Here is an 11,786-nt window from a genome sequence, read left to right as displayed (position 1 = left end):
AAGAGTCAAAAGAGAGCTCTGTCTCAATGTGTCTCAATATGGCTCATTATGTCTCGGAATGTGTCTTGAAAACCGTGCCAAGTTCGTACAGTTCCCTCTTGATGGGTATAGCCCCCGGCAGAGCTCCCTTTGCATGCAATTGAGCTCTAAAATCTTTTCCTGTAATGATAAGAGAGGTATTGTCATGGATATTGATTTCAGGTTGGCGCGATTATTGTACTACCATGAAGAGATAAAAATATGGAAACGTCAACTTGTTTGATTTGTGGGCTTTTTCTGTTGCTGTTCTTGTTGGACGAGGTTCGATAGCAGGCTGTTGAGCGTTATCGGTGCTGATTCTCAAGGATTTATATCGTGTTTACGTTAACCGTTTTTAAAAACAGCCTCTTATTACTCTTGACAATCGCTGTTTCAAGAATTGACTCGCTATGGAAGGAAGATTTATTGGATATGTCCGTACTTCACCGTCGGACCAGGAGCACCATCTTCAGATGGATGCACTTCAGCTGGCAGGTTGTCAGCCTCACCACATTTATTCTGACAAACCGGGTGGAGTGAAATCCGACCGTCCCGGTTTTGAGCAGTGCCTGCAGGAGCTGAGGCAGGGAGATACGCTTGTAGTATGGCGGCTTGACGGGCCAGGCAAATCGGTTCATCATCTGATTCAGCTTTTTGAAAAGCTGCAGAAAATGGGGATAGGATTTCGATCCATCTGCGATGAAGCCATTGATACAACCAAGGATTGGGGTATGGTCGTATTCAATATCTTTTCTTCGCTCTCGATGGTTGAGCGGAGGTTGCTTCAGGAAAATACAAAAGCCGGTTTGAGGGAAGCACGGGCAATCGGGCGCAAAGGCGGCCGGAAGCCAACCGTGAATGATGATTTGAAGGTGCAGCTTGTGAAAAAAATGAGCCAGAATACAAGCATCAGTGTCAGTGAAATTTGTGAGACACTGAAGATTTCCAGAGCTACCTATTATCGCTATCTCTCGATTGCAGAGTGACAAAGAGTAATACCGGAATTTGAGGGTCAGTTGACTGGAGGAGGAGCGGAAACAGCGATATACCGAGAGAGATAAAACGATTTAAACTGAGGGAAATAAATGCATAAACTTATTGTCAGGCTTCTTGTCTGCATAAGTGCGGTTTTCGGCATGATTGCACCTTCAGACGTCTCAGCGGCGGGTTCCCTGCCCAAAGAGCTGCGGATTGATTACACCGATTACAACCAGCTCAGTCTGGTATTGAAAAAATTCGGATGGCTGGAAAAAGAGTTTCAGGCAGACAATGTTCCGGTAAGCTGGGTTTATAGTACAGGAAGCACTCAGGGGCTTAAAGATCTTGCTGGAGGAAGCGTTGATTTTGCTTCCACTTCAGCACTCCCCTGTCTGTTGTGCAAGGTGCAGGGGCGCCCGGTCAAGCCCGTCTATATATTTTCTCATCCGGAGTGGGTTACGCTGCTTGTTACCCGTGACTCTCCCATCAATTCCGTTTTGGGGTTGAAAGGCAAAAAAATCGCAGTCACTCCGGACAGTGATCCCTACGTTTTCCTCTTGCAGGCGTTGAACGAAGCGGGTTTATGCAAGAGCGATATTCAAATTATTCCGATGTCGCTTTCCGAGGGCCGCCAGGCGCTTGAAATGCAGCAGGTTGATGCCTGGGCTGGTTCCGATCCATTTATCTCTTCAAGCCAGCTTGAGCTTGGCAGTCGTGCTATATATCGCAATGCCGCATTCAACGGCTATGGGTTATTGAATACAACCGAGTCATTTGCCGCCAGGTACCCGGAAGCAGTTACGCGTGTGATAAAAGTTTATGAACGGGTTCGGAAGTGGGCAATCAGACATCCTGATGAGTTGGCCCTGATCTATGCGGATGAGTCCGGAATCTCTTTGCAGATTGCCAAATTGATTCTCAGCCGTATTGATTTTTCACAGACCATTCCTGATAGTGGTGATATCGAGGGGTTGAAAGAGGCTCTTCCCATTCTTGTTCAGGAACGGATGCTCAATAACCGTACCGAAGCTGAGAGTCTGATTCAGCATTTCGATGTCAAGGTGAATTGATGCCGTTTTCTGAGTTTGCCTCTCACTCCTCTCTTTTTCCGGCTCGGACGGACTTTGGCAGCTTTTGTAAAGCCCCCGATTGAGCCCGTTTTATTTGCTTCCGCTGTTATCTCCTCTTTTGTTTGATGTTTTCGGCAACTGCCTTTGCATTCCGTCTAAGACGTCTGAGCCCTATGCGGAAAACAGGGGTTCCCTGAAAGAGCTTGCGGAATCCCGAACGGGTAAGGTTCATAATCTGTTCGGTTGTGACATCCGTCAACTCCTGCCGTAACGCAAATGAGTCATTGGCTTTGATGCTTGATTGCCGGTTATGCGGGCAAACATCCATGCAGAGATCACATCCGAAGAGCCACTCTCCGACCATGACCTGCTCCTCTTCCGAAAAAGCCCGTTTGAGCTCTCCGGTAAGGTAGGAGATACATCGTGATGCATCAATTTTCCCCGGTCCGGTGAGCGCACCTGTCGGGCACTGCTCGATACAGAGGTTGCAGCTTCCGCAAAGATTCTGAAGCGGAGGTTTGCTCTCAATGATCTCAATGTCGATGAGGAGTTCTCCAAGAAAAACCTGTGACCCTGATGACGGTACGATCAGGAGCGTGTTTTTTCCCGGTTTTCCAATGCCGGCATGTTCTGCCCATGTTTTTTCAAACACAGGGGAGCTGTCCACCGTAATGAGTGCATTGACCGGTTCAGTTGTGAGGGTTTGCAGCTTTTCAAGCAGTTGTTCAAGTTTTCTGCGGACCACGGTGTGGTAATCCGCAATGAGCGCATACCTGGAAATTTTCGGCTGCCCTTCACGATATTCTACATGATTATTGTAGCTGATAGCGGCAGAGATAACCGTTTTAAGGCCAGGAAGAAGCATTGCGGGTTCTGATCTGTTTTCAATGCCCTGTTCCATATAGTGCATCTCTCCATGCCGTTTTTCCCGGATCATGGCCGCGAAACGCTCCACGGCAAGCTGTTGCGGTTGGGGCGTTGAGAATCCGATTGCAGAGAAACCGAGTCGAGCCGCCTCCTTTCGGAGTTCACGGCAGAGATTGGTTCCGGAATCACTCATGACAGGGCTCCTCTATTTGTCTTGAATCAGGGTGCTTACGCAAGTATATATCAACAAATAAATATACATTTCATGGAACTGATTCTCTCTGTGTCAACCGTATGACCATGCTATGGAACGTCGTGAGTTTATAAAAAAAATGTTGAAGCGTACCGCCATTGGTGCCGGAGTGGCGACAGCGGGAGCAGCCGGGCTTGTTGGATATTATCAGCCGAGAAAAGAGCTTTATGGCCAGCCTGGCGACACAACCGGGGGAAAGGATCGGCTTGAAGGCAAGAGAAAGGTGGTGGTCATCGGAGGGGGGCTTGCAGGCATCAGCTCGGCACTTGAACTTGCCCGCAAAGGCTTTGAGGTGACGCTCATCGAGTCCTCGGCGTCACTGGGCGGAAAGCTTACCGGCTGGGATCTTGATGCACTTGGCGAGCGGTTTCCGGTAGAGCATGGTTTTCATGGCTTTTTTGATCAGTATTACAACCTCAACGAGATATTTGCTTCTGCGGGGGTTAAACAGGAGGTATTCAGCTCCGCACCCGGTTACCCGGTAATTTTTAAAAACTTTCCCGAAGAGATTTTCGGTCAGACGCCAAAGCTCTTTCCGCTCAATGTTCTCTCTATCATTGTGCAGTCGAAGCGGCTTGATATGGCAGCATTTCTGAAAAATGCCAAAGGCCTGCTCTCTACCGTCGAGCTGTTCCGGTATCAGTACGATAAAACCTTCCGGAAGTATGACGGTATAGATTTTATGACCTACTGCCAGAGGGGTGATACCCTGAAGGCATTTGTCGATACGGTGCTTCACCCGTTTGCCGATGCGACCATGAATCGCATGGAGGTTCTCTCTGCCGCAGAAGCACTCCGCTATTTTCATTTCTATTTTATGTCAAGTCCGGAGGGGTTGGCTTTCAGAATAACAAATCGCGACTGTATGAGTGCGCTTATTACCCCTCTGGAGGTCAGGCTCAAAGAGCTTGGCGTGACACTCCGGAAAGGCAATACGGCACGGCGTATCGTAGTCAGTGGAGAGAGGGTTTCAGGCGTGGTTGTGGAGTCACCCGAAGGCGGGACTCCACTCATGCTGCATCTTGATCCTGGAGCTGTTCCTCAAAAGAGCTTTGCCGCCTTTACTACTGCTGACGGGGTTCCGGTTATGGTTGGCCGAAATGGTTCCGGATATGCAGCCTATGATGGACGGTGCACGCATATGGGGTGCACCGTAACTCCGGATGCAAAGAGCGGCGGCTTCTTATGCCCCTGCCATGCTGGCCGTTTTGATTCATCCGGCAATCCGGTTAGTGGACCGCCCAAGGCTCCTCTTGCTCCCCTTGCGGTCACACTTGAAGGAAACATGCTTGTTGTGAAGCAGGCAGGAACGGCAGGTAAAGGCGCGGGTGAAGTGATAGCGTGTGACTACTGTGTTCTCGCTTCCAATGTCCGGGGAACGAGAGAGCTGGTAAAGGGCTCTCTGTTGAACCGCCCTGAGTTTGAGTCACAGGTTGATGCGCTCGGAGAGGCGGATCCCTATGCTGTTTTCCGTCTCTGGCTCGATCGACCGCTCGCTTCATCGGAGTTTCCCTTCTATACGGTTTCCGGATATACCTATACCGATTCGATCTCCATCTACTCGGATTTTCAGGAGCCCTTTATCTCATGGGCAAAGAAAACCGGCGGATGTGTTATTGAACTGCACGCCTATGCCATTGCACCCGGAGATATACGCCCGGAAGCCGAGATCAGGGCGGCCATGCTGCAGGAGCTGCATACCATCTTTCCGGAAACGGTAAAGGCTGTGATACGTCATGAGCTCTTTATGCAGCAGTCCAATTTTTCCCGCTGGGCTCCCGGTGATCACGCTCATCGTCCGGGAATTGAAACGCCCTTTTCCAATCTCTTTCTTGCCGGTGACTGGGTCAGGGTTGACGCTCCGGTCTTTCTTATGGAGGCGGCAGCGTTTACCGGACGCATGGCGGCCAACGCCATCTTCCGCCAGGAGTCAGTGACGCAGGTGCCTCTGCCGATAGTACCCATGCAGGGCCTTTTCGCCTGATGATTTTGGATTGCGCTACACATACAGTGTTATGTCGAATCCCCGACCTTTCGGGGTGAGAAATCCGAGATTCATGAGATCTCTCACTGAGTTCGAGATCACAAAAGGGGGAGAATGAGATGACAATTGAGGGCGAGTGATGCCAATCACAGGCCAATCCAGCATCTTCAGAGCTCTTGTCCACTCTGTCCACTTTCGTCCACGATTTCTTCGTCCACGTTGTCCACTTTCTTGATCTATAATCTCTTGAGCTGAAGGCATTCGGCAACGGTGTTGTGGAGCAGGGGGCGGAACTTGCGGATTTTTATGTTGGCTGAGGTTGGCCACACCCTGTTGCTGAGCAGAATGACCGCGAGATCCTGCTGCGGGTCGATCCAGATGCTTGTGCCCGTATAGCCGAGATGGCCGTAGGAGGAGGTGGAAAAATAATCTCCAGCTGAAGAGGGTCCGTCGATTGAACGCAAATCCCAGCCCAGCGCTCTTTCGGCATTGCTCCGTGAGAGAAAATTCCTCAGCGTTTCTTTGCGGAAATAGATCCTCCTGCCGGACGTTCCTCCATGCATCAGCATCCCTGTAAAGGTGATAAGGTCTCCGGTTGTTGAGTAGAGTCCGGCATGTCCGGCAACCCCGCCAAGCAGTGCAGCGTTCTGGTCATGAACCAGAGGACGAACGGTGTTGAAGGGCCAGTCGCCATCCTGCCCTGCAGGAGCAATGCGTTGCAGAAGCGTGGCCGGAGGGGTGAACATGGTTGCGTGCATACCAAGAGGTGCGGCAAAGCGTGCGTGAAAATTTTCAGCGAGGCTATGGCCGGTAATGGTTGCTACGATTTTTCCCAGCAGCATGAACCCGGGATCACTGTAGAGGGTAGTTCTGCCGGGCGGGGAGAGCAGGCTGTCATTTTCAATTGTGTTGAAGAGCTCTTCGGGAGATCTACAGCTTTTTGCGAAATAGGAGTGGGCTCTCAATCCTGAATTATGGCGGAGCAGTTGTTCAAGAGTGACCCTCTCCTTGCCGTTAACCCTGAAGCCGGGCAGATATGTTGCTACAGGAGCCTGAAGGGAGAGGGAGTCCCGTTCAACAAGCTGCATCACAATGCTTGTTGTGGAGATCGCCTTGGTAAGCGAAGCCAGATCGTAGATGGTTGTGGTATCGACCGGAGTGCTGTCCGCCGCATAGGTCATTTTTCCGAACGCTTTATGAAAAACGACCTTGCCTTTGTAGAGAACAGCAAGGCTTGCGCCGGGAAAAACCGAGTCGATTACCGCTTGACCCATCACGGCTTCAAGCGGTTTGAAATTAAAGGCTTGCGCCCTTGCCGGAGTTGTCTGGAGTGATCCGGCAAGGGTGAAGCAGAAGATGAAAAAAATGCGAAGGGATTGCATAGCTGCTTCAGTGGTTAGAAGAGCGTGAAGCGGACATAGCGACCGGGCCGCTTTTTCAGGTCAACAAGCACCGAGTCAAGTGAGGTGAGTGTACGGCTGAGATTGTTATAGAGCGCCGGATTGGAAGAGAGCTGCCCGAGCGTCCCTTTCTCACTGTTGAGCTTGGTTATCAGCGCTTCGGTCTTGAGCGCTGTCTGGTTAAGGCGCTCAATCGTTTCAGCTGTGTTTTTTGCCATTGCCTTGTCATTGATCAGCTTTGGCAGGAGTCCATCTCCATGGGAGGCTTTCCGGGAGATATTTGCCAGTTCGGTCGACGTGCTCTTCAGGCTGCTGATGGTTTCAGCAAGATCATTGCCCATTTTCTCATCAGTAATAAGCTTTCCTGCAGCTCCTTTGCCGCTGTTCAGGTTATCCAGCAGAGCGTTGATTTTACTGAATGCTTCGCTGGCCTTGGTGGTCAGATCGGCAATACCCTCTTCGGAATTGAGGGCAAGGAAATCCCCTTCAGCAACGGGTGGCCCTTTGCCGGTTATGATATCTACATACTTGTCTCCGAGTATACCGAGGGACTTTATGGTGGCTTTGGAATCCTTGGTAACAAGACCGGCAAACTCAGTTTTCAGTTTGAGTTCAGCAACAACGTAGAGGGAGTCGTGGCTGGTGACAAAGCTCATTTTTGAAACGGTACCGATTTTTTTACCGGAGACCGAAACAAAGTTGTTCTCTGCAAGGCCCTGAACATCACGTGACAGAATTCTTACGTTCGTTACGCCGGAAAAGAGATTGCTGTTTTTGCCGATAACCAGACCGAGATAGGCGGCAAAACCAATGCCGATAACGAAAAAAATTCCGGTTCTCAGATCGCTCCATTTCAAAGCGTTCGGATTTTTCATACAGGTGAAAGTCTTAGGATGTTATAGTTCAAGAATCTTGTCGGAGAGGATTGACCGGATGAATGTGTGCTGCGACTCATGCAGTTTTTCGGTCACATCGTCAAAAATCATCTCTCCCTGGTAGAGTACGGCCACACTGTCGGCCACATTGAACACGTCGTCAATAATATGGGTAACAATTACCGCGCCAAGGTTGTTGTGATTGCGGAGTGAACTGATCAGCGAGAGTATTTTTTTTGAGCTGACCGGGTCAAGTCCGGCTGTCGGTTCATCAAACAGGATCATGTGCGGTTTGAAAATCAGCGCCCTTCCGATGGCAACTCTCCTTCGCATACCCCCGCTCAGACTTTCCGGCAGCTGGTCTTCATAGCCTTCAAGTCCGGCAAACTGGATCTGTTCGGTAACTCTCCGGTTGATCTCCTCCTGGGGGAGTTTGAGGTTTTCACGAAGAAAGAAACCGAGATTCTGGCTGATGCTCAGGGAGTCAAAGAGTGCATTTCCCTGAAAAACCATACCCATCTTTCGCCGGATCTCGTACAGTTCGGTCTCCTTCATACGGGTGATATCCGTGCCGTCAATGATCACTTTGCCGCTGTTCGGCTTGATAAGGCCGAGCATCAGCTTGAGAATGGTGCTCTTTCCCACGCCGCTCGGTCCGAGAATCGCTTTGATGGTGTTGTCCTGGACGGTAAGGGAGACATTTTTCAGGATCTCCTTTTCACCGTATTTCAGGCTGACATTTTTTAATTCAATCATGCGGTTACATGTTCTCCAGCACTATCTTTGAAACGTAGAAGTTTGCAATCAGCACAAGGCCTGATGACACAACGATTCCTTTAATGGTTGCCCGTCCGACACCAGCCGTTCCCCCTCTTGCCGAGAATCCGTTGAAGCTGCTGACAAGCGTGATAATGACTGCGAACACCGGGGCTTTCAGGAACCCGACCACAAAATCTTTTGGCGCAAGCCGCGGATAGACGGCGTTCCAGAATATTCCGGGATCAATCCTGTGGTAGTGCTCAGCCATATAGGCGGCGCTTTGAAGGCCCGCAAAGTCGGAGAGTGCTGTAAGCGGCAGAAACATGATGAGCGCGGCTACCAGCCTCGGCATGACAAGTTTGGCTATCGGATCGGTACCGAATGCCCGAAGAGCATCAATCTGTTCAGAGATCTGCATGGCTCCGAGCTCTGCCCCATTTCTTGATCCGAAACGTGCGGAGAGCATGAGACCCATGAGCAGCGGGCCGAGTTCACGAATGACCGAGAGCGCGGTTGAGCGACCGAGCATGGTTTTGGCGCCGAAGTCTTCAAGCAGGTTGCCCACTTCGATGGCAAGGAGTGCACCTATTGAAATCGCACTGACCAATACAATTGGAATCGAGTCGGTACCGCAGATGGTGGCCTGGTCAAGAACATCCCTCCAGTAGCGGATTGTTTTCGGAATGGCCATAAAGGTCCTCAGAGAAAACAGAAAAAACTCCTGCATGGTGAGGAAAAAATCCTTGAGCTGCAGGTTAAGCCGTTTTTCCAGGGATCGTATGAAGAGTAATGGCATATCTTAGAATGCGATGAGGAGCATTGCCCGGGGGCAGTGGAACCTTGAAAACTGGTTTGAATAATAGTAAATCTTCAGCAATTGCCCAATCATCGATTCCTCATGATTTTACAAGCCGGCTTTTCATTTTTTCCACCCACTGGCAGGGGATGGTAACCTTGCCGAAGAGGTCTTCATCGCGTTCTTTAAGGCCGTGATAGTCCGAACCGCCCGAAAAGAGCATAAAATACTCGTTGGCAATTTCCCGGTAGTAGTTCTGCTTGTAGGTGTCGTGCGACGGATGGACAATTTCAATGCCATCCAGTCCGAAGGTGATTAACTGCTTCAGGGTCTCATCGGGCACGTTCTGGGCCGGATGAGCCAGAAAAGAGAGACCCGACGCCTCATTGATGAGCCGTATTACATCCGCCGGATGCGTTTCGATGCTTTTCACATATGCCGGGCTGTGTGAACCGAGATATTTGCTGAATGCTTCGCTGAAGCTCTTTACATAGCCGCCGTCCTGCAGCACCGCAGCAATGTGAGGTCTGCCCACACTTCCGTTCTGAGCTTTGACGATAATCTGCTCAATGCCGATTTTTACGCCCATTTTGGCGAGTTTGCTCACCATGCGCTCAGCCCTTTCGGTGCGCAGGTGTCGACAGTGGTCGAGATACTCTTTCAGCTCGGATTGCTGATAATCAAAAAAATAACCAAGGACATGAATATCATAGCCCTTGTAGGTTGAGCTCATTTCCACACCGGGAACAAGCTCAATACCTTTCGCTAAGGCTAATGGCTTTGCTTTGTCAATACCTGAAACGGAATCATGATCAGTAATACTGATCGCCTTCAACCCGGCAGCAGCAGCTTTTTCAACAATTTCTTCCGGTGTATAGAGTCCGTCCGAACATTTTGTGTGTATATGTAAGTCTGCTTTTTCAAAGCCATTATGCCCTACGCCTGTTAAGCTGTATGGCATGGCTGGATTATTACATGGTTAATTTGATATACTTATATATAAGAAAAATTCCCCGCCCTTCTAATCACAGAAAAGAGAATTATTTTTAGGGTTTAAAAGTTGCTTCGGGCAAAGCTGCGGGAGAGCGTTATCTCCGGAGATAGGAACCCTTTTACCGTTAGCAATAAGATCCCTCACTGGCGTTCGGGATGACCAAAAAATGTGCTCAAACGGCTCGTGTGTCATTTCGACACCGACCTGTCGGCGGAGAAATCTATCGGTGCCTGGGACGCTAAGGCAGCAGATGACCTGAAGCCACAAGCATAAGAACGCCGATTCCTGCGGCGAGCCGGTAGAGGATAAAGATGGTTGTCGTGTGATTTTTGAGGTAGTTGAGCAGGAAGGCGATGGAGGCATAGCCAACCAAACCGGCAACAACGGTTGCAATCAGGATGTTGCTCAGATTTTCAGGCGAGGCGGTGATGATGTCGCGAGTCTTGTAGAGCTGGTAGACTCCTGCGGCAAAGACCGAAGGGAGCGAGAGCAGAAAGGAAAAACGGGCGGCGGTGGCACGGTCGAGATTCAGGAGCAGTCCGCCGGTAATGGTTACTCCGGAGCGTGAGGAGCCGGGAATAAGGGCAATACTTTGAGCAAGACCGATCAGCAGGGCCTCTTTCCAGCCGATCCGGTCCATTGATTTCAGCGGCAGATCGCTTTCGAGCCGCTTCCTGATTTTTGCCTCGGCAAGGGAGAGCACAAGGGCAAGGCCGATAAGTGCGCCGCTGATCCAGTAGAGGGAGCGGAGGCTTGTTTCAATCTCGGTTTTAAAGAGCAGGCCGAGTAAGACGATCGGGATGGTTCCGGCGGCAATCATCCACCCCATTTTTGCTTCACGGCTCTCCAGTGGTTTGCCCCGGAGTATGTCTTTGATCACGGCACCGGCAATCGAGAAGATGTCCCTGCGGAAATAGATCAGGACCGCCACAAGCGTGCCAATTTGAACGATAGCGCTGAACGCTGCGCCGGGGTCACTCCATCCTGCAAGAGCGGGCACAATTCTCAGGTGAGCTGAACTGCTGATCGGCAGAAACTCCGTCAGACCCTGCACAATGCCGAGGGTAATTGCTTCAATGAGGGTCATTGTTTCGCACTGGAATGAGTTATCGGAATGTTTTGCTGATAAAAAGTCTCCCTGAGGTCGACAACAGCTTTCTGAACAGCGAGGGAGCGGTGACTGAGCCGGTTTTTTTCTGCAATACCCATCTCGGCATAGGTTCTCGCGGTTGAATCCAACATGAATACCGGATCGTAGCCGAATCCTTCAGAGCCTCTCTCGTCAAGGGTGATCGTGCCGGGAACCTCTCCTTCGGCCAGGTGTTCAAAGAGAAGGGGATCGCCGTTTTTAGCCGGGATTCTTCCTTTGAGCGCAATGACGGTTCGGAATAGAGCTTTCCGGTTCGAGCAGCCTGCCATGCTTGCAAGCAGATGACGGACGTTGTCCTGATATGAAGGTGACTTCCCCTCCGGCATGGGTGCGAACCGGGCCGAGTAGACCCCCGGAGCGCCGCCAAGGGCTTCGACTTCAAGGCCGGTGTCGTCAGCGAGAGCAATCATGGAGGGAAATCGCTCCGAAAGCAGTTCAAAGATACCCCTTGCTTTCAAAAGCGCGTTTCCTTCAAGGGTCTCCTCGGTCTCCTCAATCTCGACCTCAGCACCAAGCTCGCTGAGTGTCGTAACCGTGATGAGGGGTGAGATATCTTCAAGCAGCGGGCGAAGCTCCTTGACCTTGTCGCGATTGCCGGTTGCGAGTATGACGGTAATGGTTGTATCGAGAGTTGCGTTCATG

Annotated in this window: 11 protein-coding genes; 3 read left to right on the top strand and 8 right to left on the bottom strand. The window is 50.7% G+C overall.

Going from position 1 to position 11,786, the window contains the following annotated elements:
* Positions 1 to 428 precede the first annotated feature (428 nt).
* Together CFERDRAFT_RS00805 and CFERDRAFT_RS00800 are read left to right on the top strand one after the other, a co-directional pair.
* Positions 429 to 1,004, top strand: a complete 576-nt coding sequence (locus CFERDRAFT_RS00805) for a recombinase family protein (RefSeq protein ID WP_040432815.1) — start codon at positions 429 to 431, stop codon at positions 1,002 to 1,004.
* Positions 1,005 to 1,103: 99 nt separating this feature from the next.
* Positions 1,104 to 2,066: an aliphatic sulfonate ABC transporter substrate-binding protein gene (locus tag CFERDRAFT_RS00800; RefSeq protein ID WP_006365274.1), complete on the top strand. Its 963-nt coding sequence runs from the start codon at positions 1,104 to 1,106 to the stop codon at positions 2,064 to 2,066.
* A 106-nt stretch (positions 2,067 to 2,172) separates the two neighbouring features.
* On the opposite strand, the gene queG is transcribed toward CFERDRAFT_RS00800, so the two are convergent.
* Complete coding sequence (queG, locus tag CFERDRAFT_RS00795; protein WP_006365273.1) at positions 2,173 to 3,126, bottom strand: tRNA epoxyqueuosine(34) reductase QueG; 954 nt, start codon at positions 3,124 to 3,126, stop codon at positions 2,173 to 2,175.
* 112 nt (positions 3,127 to 3,238) lie between these two features.
* Between queG and CFERDRAFT_RS00790 the strand changes: the two genes are divergently transcribed.
* On the top strand, positions 3,239 to 5,170 hold the full coding sequence (locus CFERDRAFT_RS00790; RefSeq protein ID WP_006365272.1) for an FAD-dependent oxidoreductase: 1,932 nt from the start codon (positions 3,239 to 3,241) through the stop codon (positions 5,168 to 5,170).
* A gap of 236 nt (positions 5,171 to 5,406) precedes the next feature.
* On the opposite strand, the gene CFERDRAFT_RS00785 is transcribed toward CFERDRAFT_RS00790, so the two are convergent.
* The 7 genes from CFERDRAFT_RS00785 to rdgB all read right to left on the bottom strand — a co-directional run bounded on the left by CFERDRAFT_RS00785 (position 5,407) and on the right by rdgB (position 11,785).
* Positions 5,407 to 6,552, bottom strand: coding sequence for a serine hydrolase domain-containing protein (locus CFERDRAFT_RS00785; protein ID WP_006365271.1), 1,146 nt, complete (start codon positions 6,550 to 6,552; stop codon positions 5,407 to 5,409).
* Positions 6,553 to 6,566: 14 nt separating this feature from the next.
* Positions 6,567 to 7,445 carry an MlaD family protein gene (locus CFERDRAFT_RS00780; protein ID WP_006365270.1) on the bottom strand — a complete coding sequence of 293 codons (879 nt, stop codon included), beginning with the start codon at positions 7,443 to 7,445 and terminating at the stop codon, positions 6,567 to 6,569.
* Between the two features lie 21 nt (positions 7,446 to 7,466).
* Complete coding sequence (locus tag CFERDRAFT_RS00775; protein ID WP_006365269.1) at positions 7,467 to 8,201, bottom strand: ABC transporter ATP-binding protein; 735 nt, start codon at positions 8,199 to 8,201, stop codon at positions 7,467 to 7,469.
* A gap of 4 nt (positions 8,202 to 8,205) precedes the next feature.
* The gene (locus tag CFERDRAFT_RS00770; RefSeq protein ID WP_006365268.1) at positions 8,206 to 9,000 is read right to left on the bottom strand and encodes an MlaE family ABC transporter permease; all 795 of its coding nucleotides are present in this window, start codon (positions 8,998 to 9,000) and stop codon (positions 8,206 to 8,208) included.
* Positions 9,001 to 9,100: 100 nt separating this feature from the next.
* Positions 9,101 to 9,961 (bottom strand): PHP domain-containing protein, encoded by an 861-nt coding sequence (locus CFERDRAFT_RS00765; RefSeq protein ID WP_006365267.1) that lies wholly within the window; start codon positions 9,959 to 9,961, stop codon positions 9,101 to 9,103.
* A gap of 271 nt (positions 9,962 to 10,232) precedes the next feature.
* Positions 10,233 to 11,081: an undecaprenyl-diphosphatase UppP gene (gene uppP, locus CFERDRAFT_RS00760; RefSeq protein ID WP_006365266.1), complete on the bottom strand. Its 849-nt coding sequence runs from the start codon at positions 11,079 to 11,081 to the stop codon at positions 10,233 to 10,235.
* Positions 11,078 to 11,785: an RdgB/HAM1 family non-canonical purine NTP pyrophosphatase gene (gene rdgB, locus CFERDRAFT_RS00755; RefSeq protein ID WP_006365265.1), complete on the bottom strand. Its 708-nt coding sequence runs from the start codon at positions 11,783 to 11,785 to the stop codon at positions 11,078 to 11,080. Before rdgB ends, uppP begins: the two co-directional genes overlap by 4 nt.
* Position 11,786 lies beyond the last annotated feature (1 nt).

This window comes from Chlorobium ferrooxidans DSM 13031 (genome assembly GCF_000168715.1).
GTDB classification, from domain to species: Bacteria; Bacteroidota; Chlorobiia; order Chlorobiales; family Chlorobiaceae; genus Chlorobium; species Chlorobium ferrooxidans.
The sequence above is the reverse complement of the archived record's forward strand: the minus strand, read 5'-3'. Positions and strand labels throughout refer to the sequence as shown.

Excerpts from the sequence above, each read along its gene's own strand:
- CFERDRAFT_RS00805 (WP_040432815.1), top strand. The coding sequence starts at position 429 with ATGGAAGGAAGATTTATTGGATATGTCCGTACTTCACCGTCGGACCAG.
- CFERDRAFT_RS00800 (WP_006365274.1), top strand. The coding sequence starts at position 1,104 with ATGCATAAACTTATTGTCAGGCTTCTTGTCTGCATAAGTGCGGTTTTC.
- queG (WP_006365273.1), bottom strand. The coding sequence starts at position 3,126 with ATGAGTGATTCCGGAACCAATCTCTGCCGTGAACTCCGAAAGGAGGCG.
- CFERDRAFT_RS00790 (WP_006365272.1), top strand. The coding sequence starts at position 3,239 with ATGGAACGTCGTGAGTTTATAAAAAAAATGTTGAAGCGTACCGCCATT.
- CFERDRAFT_RS00785 (WP_006365271.1), bottom strand. The coding sequence starts at position 6,552 with ATGCAATCCCTTCGCATTTTTTTCATCTTCTGCTTCACCCTTGCCGGA.
- CFERDRAFT_RS00780 (WP_006365270.1), bottom strand. The coding sequence starts at position 7,445 with ATGAAAAATCCGAACGCTTTGAAATGGAGCGATCTGAGAACCGGAATT.
- CFERDRAFT_RS00775 (WP_006365269.1), bottom strand. The coding sequence starts at position 8,201 with ATGATTGAATTAAAAAATGTCAGCCTGAAATACGGTGAAAAGGAGATC.
- CFERDRAFT_RS00770 (WP_006365268.1), bottom strand. The coding sequence starts at position 9,000 with ATGCCATTACTCTTCATACGATCCCTGGAAAAACGGCTTAACCTGCAG.
- CFERDRAFT_RS00765 (WP_006365267.1), bottom strand. The coding sequence starts at position 9,961 with ATGCCATACAGCTTAACAGGCGTAGGGCATAATGGCTTTGAAAAAGCA.
- uppP (WP_006365266.1), bottom strand. The coding sequence starts at position 11,081 with ATGACCCTCATTGAAGCAATTACCCTCGGCATTGTGCAGGGTCTGACG.
- rdgB (WP_006365265.1), bottom strand. The coding sequence starts at position 11,785 with ATGAACGCAACTCTCGATACAACCATTACCGTCATACTCGCAACCGGC.